The 13,893-nt window shown below is 58.6% G+C and carries 14 protein-coding genes; 4 read left to right on the forward strand and 10 right to left on the reverse strand.

The features are described from left to right. Positions 1 to 239 precede the first annotated feature (239 nt). The 3 genes from parE to ACKLNI_RS20595 all read left to right on the forward strand — a co-directional run bounded on the left by parE (position 240) and on the right by ACKLNI_RS20595 (position 3,629). Complete coding sequence (parE, locus tag ACKLNI_RS20585; RefSeq protein ID WP_413720986.1) at positions 240 to 2,198, forward strand: DNA topoisomerase IV subunit B; 1,959 nt, start codon at positions 240 to 242, stop codon at positions 2,196 to 2,198. Beyond that, a complete protein-coding gene (locus ACKLNI_RS20590; protein ID WP_413720987.1) occupies positions 2,199 to 2,963 on the forward strand; it encodes a hypothetical protein in 765 nt (254 codons plus the stop codon). Between the two features lie 534 nt (positions 2,964 to 3,497). Then, the gene (locus tag ACKLNI_RS20595; RefSeq protein WP_413720988.1) at positions 3,498 to 3,629 is read left to right on the forward strand and encodes a hypothetical protein; all 132 of its coding nucleotides are present in this window, start codon (positions 3,498 to 3,500) and stop codon (positions 3,627 to 3,629) included. Between the two features lie 55 nt (positions 3,630 to 3,684). Here ACKLNI_RS20595 and ACKLNI_RS20600 read toward each other — a convergent pair whose 3' ends face one another. Continuing rightward, positions 3,685 to 4,167, reverse strand: a complete 483-nt coding sequence (locus tag ACKLNI_RS20600; RefSeq protein WP_413720989.1) for a DUF4188 domain-containing protein — start codon at positions 4,165 to 4,167, stop codon at positions 3,685 to 3,687. A 200-nt stretch (positions 4,168 to 4,367) separates the two neighbouring features. On the opposite strand from ACKLNI_RS20600, the gene ACKLNI_RS20605 reads away from it, so the two are divergent. Beyond that, positions 4,368 to 5,084, forward strand: coding sequence for a DUF5765 domain-containing protein (locus ACKLNI_RS20605; protein ID WP_413720990.1), 717 nt, complete (start codon positions 4,368 to 4,370; stop codon positions 5,082 to 5,084). A gap of 126 nt (positions 5,085 to 5,210) precedes the next feature. Here ACKLNI_RS20605 and ACKLNI_RS20610 read toward each other — a convergent pair whose 3' ends face one another. The 9 genes from ACKLNI_RS20610 to ACKLNI_RS20650 all read right to left on the reverse strand — a co-directional run bounded on the left by ACKLNI_RS20610 (position 5,211) and on the right by ACKLNI_RS20650 (position 13,889). Then, complete coding sequence (locus ACKLNI_RS20610) at positions 5,211 to 5,612, reverse strand: c-type cytochrome (protein WP_413720991.1); 402 nt, start codon at positions 5,610 to 5,612, stop codon at positions 5,211 to 5,213. Position 5,613: 1 nt separating this feature from the next. Continuing rightward, positions 5,614 to 6,015 carry a c-type cytochrome gene (locus tag ACKLNI_RS20615; protein ID WP_413720992.1) on the reverse strand — a complete coding sequence of 134 codons (402 nt, stop codon included), beginning with the start codon at positions 6,013 to 6,015 and terminating at the stop codon, positions 5,614 to 5,616. A 142-nt stretch (positions 6,016 to 6,157) separates the two neighbouring features. Next, entirely contained in the window at positions 6,158 to 6,832 is a 675-nt protein-coding gene (locus tag ACKLNI_RS20620; protein WP_413720993.1) for an ABC transporter ATP-binding protein, read from the reverse strand. Further along, entirely contained in the window at positions 6,825 to 8,108 is a 1,284-nt protein-coding gene (locus tag ACKLNI_RS20625; RefSeq protein WP_413720994.1) for an ABC transporter permease, read from the reverse strand. Before ACKLNI_RS20625 ends, ACKLNI_RS20620 begins: the two co-directional genes overlap by 8 nt. A 135-nt stretch (positions 8,109 to 8,243) precedes the next feature. Next, entirely contained in the window at positions 8,244 to 9,725 is a 1,482-nt protein-coding gene (purF, locus tag ACKLNI_RS20630) for an amidophosphoribosyltransferase (RefSeq protein ID WP_413720995.1), read from the reverse strand. A 689-nt stretch (positions 9,726 to 10,414) separates the two neighbouring features. After that, positions 10,415 to 10,981 (reverse strand): CvpA family protein, encoded by a 567-nt coding sequence (locus ACKLNI_RS20635; protein WP_413720996.1) that lies wholly within the window; start codon positions 10,979 to 10,981, stop codon positions 10,415 to 10,417. 34 nt (positions 10,982 to 11,015) lie between these two features. Continuing rightward, positions 11,016 to 12,380, reverse strand: coding sequence for a DNA repair protein RadA (radA, locus tag ACKLNI_RS20640; RefSeq protein ID WP_413720997.1), 1,365 nt, complete (start codon positions 12,378 to 12,380; stop codon positions 11,016 to 11,018). A 40-nt stretch (positions 12,381 to 12,420) separates the two neighbouring features. Then, positions 12,421 to 13,044: a hypothetical protein gene (locus tag ACKLNI_RS20645; protein WP_413720998.1), complete on the reverse strand. Its 624-nt coding sequence runs from the start codon at positions 13,042 to 13,044 to the stop codon at positions 12,421 to 12,423. Positions 13,045 to 13,190: 146 nt separating this feature from the next. Next, positions 13,191 to 13,889, reverse strand: a complete 699-nt coding sequence (locus tag ACKLNI_RS20650) for an RraA family protein (protein ID WP_413720999.1) — start codon at positions 13,887 to 13,889, stop codon at positions 13,191 to 13,193. Positions 13,890 to 13,893 lie beyond the last annotated feature (4 nt).

The following is a 13,893-nucleotide window of genomic DNA, read 5'->3' on the forward strand; positions in this document are numbered from 1 at the left end:
GTATCCTGAGGGGACGCGATGCCCGAAGTGGGGAAGCACTGCTTCACTCTGGTTTGCCGCTGTTGCCCTGTCATTGACTTGCCTCAATGGTCCGGGGTTCGAGTTTTGCCTTCACGAAGGCAGCTGGCCGGTTTCCGCCCCCGGATGGCGCGTTGGCGGGGCGTTCGCATGTCTAAACCATTGCCCATTCCGCCCCCTGCTGGTCTAATGTCCGAAAGCCAGAACAAGAGCAGACACCCATGGCCAATGATCTTCTGACCCCGGCGGGCGCAGACACCTACGACGCAACCTCGATCGAAGTGCTCGAAGGCCTGGAACCCGTTCGCAAACGCCCCGGCATGTATATCGGTGGCACCGACGAGCGCGCGCTTCACCACCTGGTCGCCGAGGTCCTCGACAACTCGATGGACGAAGCGGTGGCAGGCCACGCCAACCGGATCGAGATCGAGTTGCACGAAGACCATTCCGTCACCATCCGCGACAACGGGCGCGGCATCCCCGTCGATCCGCATCCCAAGTTTCCCGACAAGTCGGCACTCGAGGTGATCCTCTGCACGCTCCACGCGGGCGGCAAATTCTCGGGCAAGGCCTACCAGACCTCGGGCGGCCTTCACGGCGTCGGCGTCAGCGTGGTGAACGCGCTCTCCGATCATGTCCGGGTCGAGGTGGCGCGGAACAAGGAGCTTTACGCGCAGGAGTTCTCGCGCGGCATCCCGCAGGGGCCGGTGGAAAAGGTGGGGCCAGCCCCGAACCGGCGCGGCACTTCCGTCACCTTCCATGCCGATGGAGAGATCTTCGGCTCGCTCAAGATGAAACCCGCCCGCCTCTTCAAGATGGCGCGCTCCAAGGCCTATCTCTTCTCGGGCGTCGAAATCCGCTGGAAATCGCGCATCGACGACGGAGAGACGCCCCTTGAAGCCTCGTTCCACTTCCCCGGCGGCCTCTCGGATTACCTGGTCGAGACGCTGAACGGCGCCACCACCTATGCCGAACGCCCCTTCGCGGGCCTCGTCGACTTCCAGGAAAAGTTCGGCGAACCCGGCAAGGTCGAATGGGCGATCAACTGGACGCCATCCCGCGACGGGTTCATCCAGTCCTACTGCAACACCGTACCCACACCCGAGGGCGGCACCCACGAATCCGGCTTCTGGGCCGCGATCCTGAAGGGCATCCGCGACTATGGCGAGCGGGTGAACAACCGCAAGGCCAAGCTGATCACGCGCGAAGACCTGCTGACGGGCGGCTGCGCGCTCGTCTCGGTCTTCATCCGCGATCCGCAATTCGTGGGCCAGACCAAGGACAGGCTCTCGACCGAGGCCGCGGCACGGATGGTCGAGAACGCGGTGCGCGACCATTTCGACAACTGGCTGGCGGCGGACACGAAATCGGCGGGCGCGATCCTCGATTTCCTCGTGCTCCGGGCCGACGAGCGCCTGCGCCGGCGCGAGGAAAAGGAAACCGCCCGGAAAACCGCCACCAAGAAGCTGCGCCTGCCGGGCAAGCTGACCGACTGTTCCGCCAAATCGCGGGAAGGCACCGAGATCTTCCTCGTCGAGGGCGATTCGGCGGGAGGCTCGGCCAAAGGCGCGCGCAACCGCGAGACGCAGGCGCTTCTGCCTCTGAAGGGCAAGATCCTGAACGTGCTCGGCGCGGCGTCATCGAAGCTGGGCCAGAACCAGGAGATCAGCGATCTCTGCGAGGCCCTCGGCGTCGGCATGGGCACGCGTTTCAAGCTCGATGACCTTCGCTACGAAAAGGTCATCATCATGACGGACGCCGATGTCGACGGGGCGCATATCGCCTCGCTGCTGATGACCTTCTTCTTCACCCAGATGCGGCCTTTGATCGACGGCGGCCACCTCTACCTGGCCTGCCCGCCGCTCTACCGCCTGACCCAGGGCGCGCACCGGCTTTACGTCGCCGACGACGCCGCGAAAGAGGCCGCACTGGCCAAGGGCTTGGGCGGCAAGGGCAAGATCGACGTCCAGCGCTTCAAGGGCCTGGGCGAGATGGACGCCAAGGATTTGAAAGAGACCACGATGAACCCCGAGACGCGGAAATTGATCCGTGTGACCATCGACGAGGACGAACCGGGCGAGACCGGCGACCTCGTGGAGCGGCTGATGGGCAAAAAGCCGGAATTGCGCTTCCAGTATATTCAGGAGAACGCGCGGTTCGTGGAGGAGTTGGATGTTTGAATGGAGAGCCTAGAGACTTCACTCCAAAGACTAATTTCATACCTTCCACTGCTTCCCGTAATCGGGTTCGTTTTTGCCCTATCGTATGAAGTCTCATTCTTTTATCAGCTGGATGTGTCTATCGGGCAGGTGCTGGGCATTGCAGACATACTTGAATCGAGTGCGTTTCTAGTCTTGCCGGCTATTCCTCTACTTATTTTCGGGTTTTGGCTGGGAGTTCCGGAAGACAGAAATGAAGACTCAGTCTATGAACGGACTTTGGGTTTTGGGTACAAGGCCGCCATATATTTGGCAGGCTTAACATGCGTGTTTGCTGCATGTGCTTTTTTGTTTTTTGGTATAGTGAGCAGCTTTGGATACACTTCATTTTTATTGCTGACGGCTTTCGTGATCCTTAGAATTACTGTTTTTCCGGTTCTTTCAGGACTTCAAGGCCACACACTAGTTGGCGGTTTGTTTATAGTTGCGGCATTGGTTTTTGCCGGGCAAGGCGCTCACGTCGCCTTTGAATTGAGGCAAGGAAACATAGAGAAGTTTCCCTTGCTGGTGGATGGCGTGGAACTTCTAGAGGATGAAAATCTACGCGTAGCGCGAGTCTTTTCTACGGGAGTATTGTTGGTGGCGAAAGAGCGCGATGTCTTCTGGTTTTATTCCGGCGATGGCATTCTGACTGAGTATCACTTGGAAAGTGAGCCCTTCGAGGGTCTGATTTGTTTTTATTTCCAATACTGCGAAACGAGCAGATGGGCCGCGATGGGAACGTAATAGCCAGCAAGCAAGTATAGGATTGGTTTCAAACCGATGCCTCGCCCCAACCACACCAAGCCCGGGCGACCCGCCCGGGCGCGCCCGTCCGGCGCTTCGCGCGTTCGCGGCTGAAATCGTCCACTGGACGATTTCCAGGACGCCGCTCACCCCTCCCCTCGGGAGCGCGCATTGCAACGGCAGCCACGACCGCAGCCGCCGGAGGGGCTGTGACGCCATAAAGCACACCCGCACAAACGCCCCAAAAGCGCGCTCCCAGGCTCGGGCGCGCCCGGTCCGCCGCCCACCCCGTAGGGCGGGGTTTACCCCGCCACTTCCACCGCGCCGCGCCGGGCCGCGCGGTGCCGGGGTAAACCCAGGCCTACGCCCCCAAAAATTCCCGCCACACCCACTTGCGCGTTCCCCCAAACAGGCACAGATCTCTCCCCGCAGGCATTCGCCTGCTGCCCTAAGGGATCATCGCCCCGGACTGTCCGGGCAACCCTGATCTTCTGAAGCATTCCGGGCCAAACGGCCCCGTTCAGGAGAACCCACATGTCGAAAGAAAAGAATCGCGGCAACAAGGAAGCCAAGAAGCCGAAGAAGGAAAAGCCAAAGGTTCTGGCCACGGCGAATTCCAACCTCGGCAAGGCCCAGCCCAACATCGCAGGCAAAAAGGTCAAGTAACCCCGCCCAGCCGCCACGCCGCGTCGGTTCCCCCGCGCGGCGTGCCCCCCGGCGATTACTCGGCCGCGAATTTCATCCGCTGCCGCGCGGCCTCGCGGTTGCCGGTGGCGGGCACCAGTGACGAGACCTTGCCCAGCCCCATCTTCGGCATGCCGGAATAGATCGCCTCGTATTCCCCGGCATGGACCTTGTAGGTCTCGTGCCAGATGCCCACGTCCTCGCGCGCGCCCTTCATGGCGCGGTTGAATTCGATCCAGGCGGGCCAGTGCGCCTCATCCTTCGAGCGCGCATAGGCTTCAAGATGCTCGAAACTTTTCCAGTACTGCGCCATGTTGAACTTGGACAGTTCCTGATGGCCCAGGAACCCGGTCTCTTCCGAGGGTTTGGCGTAGAGCTCCTTCAGCATCACGCCCATGGCCTTGGCCACCGGCATCCACTTCCCGAACTTGTGCCACTTGTTCACCCGCATCCCGATCAGGAAGACGACGAAGTCGCCCTCGATCTCGGCCGCCATGCGCTCGGCGATAATGTTCGTCATATCGATCTCCCCCGCTTCCATTCAGGTCTCATAGCACATTCCAGGGCCAAATGGATCTGCGCCACGCGGGGTGCCATACGCTTGCCATACGTTTTGCCGACGCTTTGCCGACGCTTTGCCGACCGGGTGTTTCGGGAAAATATTCCTTGACCGGCATGTATCTGCTGCGCAGGCTGACCCGAAAGGGAAGGGGACCCGTCATGTGCTGGAGCACCTCGGCTTCCGTCGCCATGGTCGCTATCGGCGGTGCCGCGACGGGCGTGACATATGTCCGGGGAGAACCTCGGGCGATATGGGTAACCCTCGGTTTTTTCACGCTAATAGAAGGTTTTCAGGCGGTCGGTTACGGGGTTGCCGATCAATGCAGTTCACCCGTGAACCGCTCGCTCACATGGGCGTCGTACCTGCATATCGCGATCCAGCCGATCCTGATCAACGCCTTCGCCATGGCGATTGCCCCCCGCGTGATAAGCCCCCGTTCAAGAAGGAATATCTACCTCGTCGCAACCCTCTGCTCCGCCATACTCATCCTCCAGGTCATCCCCCTCGAAACCCTCGGCCCCTGCCGCCCCGGCTCCCCCCTTTGCGGTCCGGAGGCCTGTCTTTTCAAAGGCGACTGGCATATCGGCTGGCATCTGCCGCTGAACGGTTTGTTCAATACGGTCCTGCATGTCCCGCTGATCACCTTTCCCAGCTATTTCTTCGCGGTTTTTATCCTGCCGTTATCCTATGGCGCCTGGCGGCTGGCGTTGTTTCATTTTCTCGTCGGGCCCGTCACAGCTCGCATGTTGACCACGAATTCCAGTGAGATGCCGGCAATCTGGTGCCTGTTCTCGATCGGAATCATTGTTATCGCGCTCACTCCGCGCATTCGTTATGGCGTGTTCGGTGCACTGCGACCTTACGGAACGACGTGACCGTAAAGAAAAAACCGGGCCCTCGCAGACCCGGCTCAAGTTGGACGCGCGAACGCGCCACTCCCTTTTGTCGTAAAATACATTTTGTAACAAATATCCCAAAGCACTTTTCGCCCCGACGTAGGGTCAACTATCCGATTGGATAGTCTGTAGCCACGTCACAATATCCACGATCGACTGTGCAGTGATAATCGGCTGTCCGGTCTCGGCGGCAATCGCAGAATCCGGGAAGTCGAAAATCTCTCCGAACAACGGCATATCACCTCCGTGGGCCAGCATCGGATCGCGCCCGTCGATCTGTCGGACAACGCGGAAGGTGGGGAAGACGCCATTGTTCATCAGGCTGAGTTGTGTCAGGTCGCTCGGCGGGATCGTGAGAGCCTTTGACATCAAGCCGTCACCCTTGGCTGTCTCTCCATGGCAAGCGGCGCAGAAATCCATGAACAGCAGCTTGCCCTCGGCTGCATCGGGTTCAGCCGCGAATGCTGATGTGGCAACGAAGCAAAAAACCAGGGCAGGTATACGCATCTCAAGAGCCTCCCTGGATGGATTGAAGCCATGTCGCAATATCCACAATGGCCTCGGGAGCGATCAGTTCGCTTCCGTCTGGTGCGAGGATCGCTACGGACGGCCCCTGCAGGAGCAAGCCGAAAAGCGGCATTGGTCCGCCGTGTGCCAGGACTTCGGTCGTGCCGTCTATACGCCGGACGACACGGTCCAACGGAAATGTCCCTCCGTTGCCGGCGGAAAGTTTCGTCAGGTCCGAAGGTCGGACTGCCATGACTGGGGCCATCGGACCATTGCCCATGGCATTCGTTCCGTGGCAGGTCGCGCAGTGATCAGCGAACAGGCTCTTACCGCGTTCCGGATCATCGGCATTGGCGGCGGTCGCAAAGAGAACAAGGGTCAGCCAATACGCGGTTCGTTTCATGGGCGAAGCTCCTTTTTCTTTATGCTGCCCGACGCCAGTGAAACTGCCTTGATCCAAAGCAAACCGAGATCGAACAAGGTGCCTTTCCGGAATTACTTGCACCGAAGCAATGGCGCCACGTTGCGTTGTCTCGGCCAGGGTGTCAGGCAAGCTGTCCGTTTTCCAGCCTCACTATCCGGTCCATTCGGGCGGCGAGTTCGAGGTTGTGGGTTGCGATGAGGGCGGAAAGCCCTGTCTCACGAACAAGTTCCATGAGTGCCTCGAATACCTTGTCTGACGTGGCCGGATCGAGGTTGCCGGTCGGCTCATCCGCCAGAAGAACGCGAGGTTTGTTTGCCATGGCCCTGCAGAATGCTACACGCTGCTGCTCGCCGCCCGATAGCTGCGCAGGTCGATTGTTGGCCCGGTGGTCGACGCCTACGCGCGCAAGAAGCTGCATCGCGTGCTCTCGGGCGGCATGTTCGGGGACGGCGTTAGCCAGTTGCGGCAGAACCACATTCTCGATCGCAGAGAACTCGGGCAGGAGATGATGGAACTGGTATATGAAGCCTATTTCTTCGCGACGCGCAGCTGTTCGCCGTGCATCTGAAAGCCCGGTCATGTCCGTACCACCGATAGAAACCTGGCCGCCGTCGCAACTGTCGAGTAGTCCTGCGATGTGGAGGAGCGTCGATTTGCCAGCGCCGGAAGGGGCCACGAGGGCGACCACTTCGCCCGCTTCAAGCGTCAGAGACGCGCCATCCAGAACTTTGAGGGCGTTGGGCTTTCCCCTGTTGTACGTCTTGGAGACCGCGTCCAGCTTCAACGCATTACTCATACCGCAGCGCCTCCACCGGGTTCATCCGCGCGGCGCGACGCGCCGGGATGAGGGTAATTCCCCAAGACAGGACCAGAGATAGCGACACCGCGGCCAACACATCATTGAGTTCCAGTTTAGCGGGAAGCCTGTAGATGCCGCGCACCGCGCCGTCCCAAACGCCGCCACCGGAGGCACCGTTCACGATGGCAAGGATCTGATCGAAATAGATTGCGAACAGGCAGCCGAGGATGACGCCGAAGATCGTTCCCAAAGTCCCTACCAGTGCACCAGTAAGGAAAAAGACCCGCATGATCGCTCCCTGCGTCAGTCCCATGGTGCGAAGGATGCCAATGTCTCGGCCCTTGTTCTTCACAAGCATTACGAGACCGGAGATGATATTCATCGAGGCAATCAGGACCAGAACGCTCATCAGCACGAACATGACAGTGTCTTCGACTTCGAGCGCACGCAGAAAGCCACCGGCACTGTCCTTCCATGTCCAAAGAAGAGAACGTTCGCCGGCGGCGGCGCGAAGCGACTGGGCCATTCTGTCGATGGCTTCCGGTTCCGCCACGCTGACGTCGATCTCATCTGCCACTCCGTCTCGATTGAAATAGGCTTGGGCTTCAGCGAAGGGCAGGTAGGCCCGGGCGCGATCTATGTCATAACGGCCAGAGTTAAAGATGTAGGCGACGGTGTATTCGTTGACCCTAGGGCTTGTGCCGAAGGGGCCCTTGACGCCGTTTGGATTGATGAATCGAACGACATCGCCGACTGTCACACCGAGCGCACGCGCGGCTTCTCGGCCAATGGCGACGCCGTTTGGGAAATCATCCAGCGAACCGAACGCAGTCTCCGGGTCCGAGATGCGTGGGATCTCCGCCAGATGTTCCGGTGCGATTCCAAAGACTTCCATTCCGGTATTTTCATCCCGGAAGACGGCCATGACCTGACCCTTGACCAGAGGTGCGACGCGTTCCACGTCGTCAACCATTCGGAGACGTGCGGCCCAGTCCTCATAGTCGGGGATGACGTTGGTAATGCGGCCGTTTTCGTCCTGGTAGGCTTGAGAGTACACGGTGACATGCGCGTTTGCGCCCAGAATTGTCGATACGAACTCGTCCCGGAAGCCGGATCTCACTGCCAACGTTATGATTAGGGCTGCGACCGCAAGTGTGATGCCGATGAGCGAAATCCAAGTCATAACGCTCACGCCGCCTTCGGCACGCTTCGCGCGTAGATACCGCCAGGCGATCAGGAACTCATAGCGTGCAAACGGCGCTGGGGTGGCCATGGCTGCTCCGGTGTTTTCGATTGAATGAACGGAAGGCCGCGTCGGGTCAACCGGGCATTCGCCGCGCCCGCAGCTATCCGCTGGAAAGCAGCGCGCCAAAGTCCACTTCAGGTGATTGGGCCTTTCGGGAACTACCTACTCGGCGGCCTTGAGCGTGAAGCCTTTTTCGATCTGGTCTGAAGGGGCAACTGGGTATTCACCAGAGAAACAGGCGTCGCAGTAGGCAGGCGCCTTAGGATCACGTCCAGTTGCCTCGCCAACTGCCCGATACAGGCCGTCGAGTGAAATAAACTTGAGGCTGTCGACACCAAGGTGCTGCCGCATCTCTTCTTCACTCATTGTGGCAGCCAGAAGCTTCTCGCGCTGTGGAGTGTCTACGCCGTAAAAGCAGGGCCACGCTGTAGGCGGCGATGCTATGCGGAAATGGACCTCGGCGGCGCCCGCATCCAGGATCATCTCCTTAATCTTGCGGCTGGTCGTGCCTCGCACGACCGAGTCATCGACAAGGATCACCCGCTTGTCCTTGATCAGCGCTCTGTTCACGTTGAGCTTCAGACGGACACCCATATTGCGGATTTGTTCGGTCGGCTCGATGAAAGTGCGGCCCATGTACTGGTTGCGGACGATCCCCATTGCGTAGGGAATACCGGACTGACGGCTATAGCCTATGGCCGCGGGTGTACCACTGTCTGGGACGGGACACACGAGGTCAGCCTCCACGGGCGACTCCTTGGCCAGTTCTTCGCCAATGGCCGACCGGGTTTCATAGACTGACCTGCCGCCAAGGGTGGAATCGGGCCGCGAGAAGTAGACATGTTCGAAAATGCAAAAGCGTGATTTCTTTTGTTCGAACGGTCGGTGACTGGTGATCTGATCGTTCTCGATAACCACCATTTCGCCCGGCTCGATCTCGCGCACGAAATCAGCGCCGATGATGTCCAGCGCACAGGTCTCGGAAGAAAGGGCCCAGCCCTCGTCGCCGACCCGTCCTAGAACCAGAGGGCGCACACCAAGAGGGTCACGTACGCCGATCAGTTTGGTGCGCGTCATCGCCACGACCGAGAAAGCCCCCTCGACCCGGCGGAGCGCATCTTTCATGCGTTCCGGGACCGTCTTCTGAAGACTACGGGCCATCAGGTGAATGATGCATTCGCTGTCCGATGAGGATTGGAAGATCGAACCGCGCTCGATCAACTCGCGCCTCAAGGCGTCAGCGTTGGTTATATTGCCGTTGTGTGCAATCGCGGCGCCGCCCATTGAAAATTCGCCGAAGAAGGGTTGGACATCGCGAATCTGGGTGTTGCCCTTCGATCCGGCGGTGGAATACCGGACGTGGCCAATCCCTAGCGGTCCGGGAAGCGAATTGATGACGTCCGGCTTCGTGAAGTTGTCGCGAACGAGGCCAAAGCGACGGGCGCTGTTGAAACCCTGGGAGGGTTCATAGGTTACGATGCCACCGGCTTCCTGCCCACGATGTTGCAAGGCATGAAGGCCAAGGGCTACGAAATTAGCAGCATCCGCAACTCCGATAACGCCAAAGATTCCACATTCCTCGCGGAGTTTGTCGTCGTCGAACGGATCCGTGGTAAGCGCGCGAGGTTTTGTCTGATCGGGCATCCGTGTCAGGCTCTGAATGGCAGCGGCGCCCCTTTCATACAGAAGCCTTTCCCGCATGTCACGGGCCTGCTTGTCCTTGACGTGCGCAAAATGAATGAAGGCCCGCGACGGGACGACGCGGGCCTTCTTGGGCGGTTTGTTGCACCGGACAGGCAGCACTCAAAACAGGGCGACACTCGTTAACAAAAAAACCTGTCACCGCCCTTACCAGGTGGCGCCGGGCTGCCTTGCGGCAAACCCGGCACCGAACTCACTCACTCGTTACGCGGAACCTTGGAACGCCCTCGGTCCCGCTCACGAATAAATGTATGCCAGCCGGGCTTGGCGTGAGTTTGGCGCAAATGATCAGCATCTGGGCTTCATTGTGATCAGGTATTCTTTGGGAAGATGGCAGGATTGGAGCTGATTTCTGAAGTTGTGGACAATCAGACGGACTTCCAAGGCGTCGCATCGAGAATCCGAGTTATTTCCGCGTTCATTGTCGGCAGACCAGCGACAATCAAGGGATCGAATGTGGCGGGTTGAAGGACGGGGCCTGCCTAATTCTGAAGGTTTCCCAATAGGAAACGGTATGTCTTTCACTAAATTCTTTGAGATTTTGCTGTTTCGTTGCAGCCGTAGGCGCCGGCAACGAGCGAATCGCGCCGACACCGTTCACAGACATCAGATAGAAAAGACGGTTTCCGATTTTATGTGTCTGAAGCTGCGGAGCACTTCCCGATCAGTTCTTCATAGCGGGCAGCGATCCATCCAGGAGCATCCTCGGGGATCTGTTTGTCGATGGCCTCGGATACTTGCGCGAAGACTACCGCAGACCGGCTGTCATCCACCATGGGAATTGGATCCGAGACAATGACACGTTCGTAGACGATGAAGGCGATCACAACGAGGATAACGCCGCGGAGCGCGCCGAACAGGAACCCGAACCCTTGATCGATGCCGCCAAGGGCGGAACGCTGGACCGCTCCGGCGAACAGGGGCGTGAAAACCGACACGAGGATCAATGCCAGCGCAAACACAGCTGCAAACGCCGCGATCATCGACAACTCACAGGAGTTTCCCAGGAAATCCTTGAGGACAGGTACCTCTTTCATCAAGGGCTCGACGGTTGGAGCAAAGACATAGGCCGCTATGGCGGCAAGAATCCATCCACCGATTGACAGTGCCTCGCGGACAAAACCGCGCGAATAGGCGAGAACCGCCGAGAGGATTATGATCACGGCAACGATGCCGTCGATGATTGTGAAGCCGTCCATATTGCTGCCTCGTCGTCTTTCGCCCTTGGCGGGTCTAGCCCGCTCCGAAGATGTCACCCACCATCGTCGCGAGGTCCGGCAATTTCTGTACCTTGAGACCCGCGACAGTCCCGATCTTGCTGCGATCCGGCAAAAGCGCTTGGGTGAACCCGAGCTTTTTCGCCTCTTTCAGACGCGTTTCGGTCTGACCTACCGGACGCACATGCCCTGATAGGCTGATTTCGCCGAAAACGACAGTACCCTTGGGAAGGGCGATATCTTCGCGGGCCGAAAGTAGCGCGGCGGCCACAGCAAGATCCGCTGCCGGTTCACTGACGCGCAGGCCGCCCGCCACATTGAGATAAACGTCCAGTCCGGCAAAGGGTATGCCGCATCGTGCCTCAAGGACTGCAAGTATCATTGAAAGCCGCCCGCCATCCCATCCTACGACGGACCTGCGCGCCTGCCCGGCAGGGGCAGGAGATACAAGCGCCTGGAACTCACAAAGCACCGGCCGCGTGCCCTCGATTCCCGCAAAGACTGCCGAGCCCGAAGCGGGGGTGTCATTCTCCGAGAGGAACAGAACCGAGGGGTTGGGGACTTCGCTGAGTCCTTCTCCGGTCATTTCGAAGACCCCGATTTCGTCGGCCGGCCCAAATCTGTTTTTGACCGCGCGCAGGATTCGAAATTGATGTCCGCGCTCGCCTTCGAAGTACAGAACAGTGTCGACCATGTGTTCCACGACCCGTGGACCTGCGATCTGGCCTTCCTTAGTGACATGTCCGACAAGAATGACGCTAACCCCACGCTTTTTTGCGAATGTCGTCAGTTCATGAGCAGTTGCACGGACCTGGCTTACTGATCCCGGTGCGCTGTCTACAGTATCGAGCCACATTGTTTGTATGGAATCGATTATGACGAGGTCCGGCGCCTCTTTTTCTATTGTGGTCAATATGTTGCGCAGGTCTGTCTCAGTCGCGAGTTTAACGGGGGCGTCGGCAAGACCGAGCCTTTTCGCTCGCATTCTTATTTGGGCCGAAGCTTCCTCGCCGGAGATATAGACCGAATGTATGCCTCTTCGGGCGAAAGCTGCAGCGCCTTGAAGCAAAAGCGTGGACTTTCCTATTCCTGGATCACCCCCGACCAAAATTGCAGAGGCCGGCACTATGCCGCCACCGAGAACCCGGTCTAACTCTGCAATACCTGATTTCGTGCGCTCAGGTGGCTTTTCGGTACTGGCCAGGTCCGAGAGAGGGATAGTCGTGCCGCGCGCTGCCCCCAGACCTTTTGCCGACGGGCCAGCTGAAAGAGGCGCATCCTCGGCAATTGTATTCCAAGCTCCGCAATCGTCGCATCGCCCGCTCCACTTCGAGTGGATCGCCCCGCAATTCGAACATGAAAATGATGCTGTCTTTGCCATACCGCTTTCTTGACCTGCGCAGCTTCGGGCTGCAAGCAGGTCAGGCGGATTTGCCTGCTTTCAGGAAGGGCATACTTTCGGCGGTCGTTCGTTCTGGTGGAGGCAACAATTTCATGCGTCGGCGGTCAGAAGAGGGATTGCCGCGCATGGAGCGTGCAATTCCCAACAGAGATTGCGTTGTCTCGGATATCCGGGAGCTTGGCGGATTGGGGTTGTTTGCGAAAATCTCCGAAATCCTTGGGGGCTCTACCGGGGTATGCTGGAAAACCGCCATCGGAGCTTCTGGCCACTGAGGCTCTTCAAGTAGCAGAGGAATGCCATCGGAGCGTTTGGCATTGGCCAATGTAGCGATTCGGCGGACGACATTTTCGAGTTCGCTGTCGTAGCTGACGTAGCGAGTGGAATTGCAGAGCATTACAACTCCGAACCAGATGGCCGGCAGCATGGTGGCGAAGAGCAGGAAGATCGGATGCGTGCGTCCAAAACCTGTGAGCCAAGGAGACAATCCAAGCGTCGTAAGGAAAGCGAGCATGAACATTGCGGCGTACAGCCATGCATTTGAACTTTTTGAAAGTAGGAAACGGCGTAGAGCGAGATACGTGACACTCAGGCAAACGACCAGAAACGCCGTTTTGAAAACAAATGAAAAAATCAGTCCAAGCATTGTCTTCTGTGGCTCCACAGTCGGATGTCCCGGACCCCTCCGGACCATAAGGAGCAATTCTGGTTAAAAAATGCTTGCGAGTCTCAAACTGTTTCCATTTTGGAACCGATGTGTTGCCAAGTTGCAAAACTTCAAGCGGGTTTATCTCAATCAACCCAACGTATGCGATCGCCGCTGAGAATGGTTTCTACGGCGCTCGGGGTGACCAGACCACTCGCCACGGCAGATTCTCCCGCCTTCTCAAGTTCAAGAATGTGTGCTGAGCGCTCGGCGACTGCGTCGATCTCATCGAATGGGATCACTACAACGCCATCGAGGTCGGCCACAATCATGTCTCCGGTATCGACCTGCTGGCCTCCGATCTGCAAAGGCAGACCAATTCTGCCCGGCCCGTTCTCATAAGGTGTTGAAGAAATGGTTCCCGTGCACCAGACCGGTAGACCGATTCCAATGACACCTTCAACGTCGCGAACCGGTCCATCGGTAACGACACCTGAGATGCCGGCATTGCGCATCATGCCCGCGAGGCTGTCACCAAAGACCGCACAGCCCTGGTGCCCGTCGACACCTGCGACCACGATATCGCCCGGTTTTGCGAACTTCTTGCACGCATGCAGCGCGAGAAGATCGGCGGCACCCGACCACGCGGTAAGCGCGGGCCCGACAACCGATTTCGGCAAACGTTGACCGCTATCGAGATGCCGGATCGAACCATGCAGTGCACCTCGGCCATCCATAGCGTCGGTCGCAACGGCCGACGGAATGCCTTTCAGCGATTGAATCTGAGCTTCGGTCGGACGTCGCAATGTCCGTTTGATGGTCAGAAGCGGCGGCGTTTCGTACATGCGG

The organism is Silicimonas lutimaris (assembly GCF_047314965.1).
Lineage (GTDB): Bacteria > Pseudomonadota > Alphaproteobacteria > Rhodobacterales > Rhodobacteraceae > JAVJUV01.

Excerpts from the sequence above, each read along its gene's own strand:
- parE (WP_413720986.1), top strand. The coding sequence starts at position 240 with ATGGCCAATGATCTTCTGACCCCGGCGGGCGCAGACACCTACGACGCA.
- ACKLNI_RS20590 (WP_413720987.1), top strand. The coding sequence starts at position 2,199 with ATGGAGAGCCTAGAGACTTCACTCCAAAGACTAATTTCATACCTTCCA.
- ACKLNI_RS20595 (WP_413720988.1), top strand. The coding sequence starts at position 3,498 with ATGTCGAAAGAAAAGAATCGCGGCAACAAGGAAGCCAAGAAGCCGAAG.
- ACKLNI_RS20600 (WP_413720989.1), bottom strand. The coding sequence starts at position 4,167 with ATGACGAACATTATCGCCGAGCGCATGGCGGCCGAGATCGAGGGCGAC.
- ACKLNI_RS20605 (WP_413720990.1), top strand. The coding sequence starts at position 4,368 with ATGTGCTGGAGCACCTCGGCTTCCGTCGCCATGGTCGCTATCGGCGGT.
- ACKLNI_RS20610 (WP_413720991.1), bottom strand. The coding sequence starts at position 5,612 with ATGCGTATACCTGCCCTGGTTTTTTGCTTCGTTGCCACATCAGCATTC.
- ACKLNI_RS20615 (WP_413720992.1), bottom strand. The coding sequence starts at position 6,015 with ATGAAACGAACCGCGTATTGGCTGACCCTTGTTCTCTTTGCGACCGCC.
- ACKLNI_RS20620 (WP_413720993.1), bottom strand. The coding sequence starts at position 6,832 with ATGAGTAATGCGTTGAAGCTGGACGCGGTCTCCAAGACGTACAACAGG.
- ACKLNI_RS20625 (WP_413720994.1), bottom strand. The coding sequence starts at position 8,108 with ATGGCCACCCCAGCGCCGTTTGCACGCTATGAGTTCCTGATCGCCTGG.
- purF (WP_413720995.1), bottom strand. The coding sequence starts at position 9,725 with ATGCCCGATCAGACAAAACCTCGCGCGCTTACCACGGATCCGTTCGAC.
- ACKLNI_RS20635 (WP_413720996.1), bottom strand. The coding sequence starts at position 10,981 with ATGGACGGCTTCACAATCATCGACGGCATCGTTGCCGTGATCATAATC.
- radA (WP_413720997.1), bottom strand. The coding sequence starts at position 12,380 with ATGGCAAAGACAGCATCATTTTCATGTTCGAATTGCGGGGCGATCCAC.
- ACKLNI_RS20645 (WP_413720998.1), bottom strand. The coding sequence starts at position 13,044 with ATGCTTGGACTGATTTTTTCATTTGTTTTCAAAACGGCGTTTCTGGTC.
- ACKLNI_RS20650 (WP_413720999.1), bottom strand. The coding sequence starts at position 13,889 with ATGTACGAAACGCCGCCGCTTCTGACCATCAAACGGACATTGCGACGT.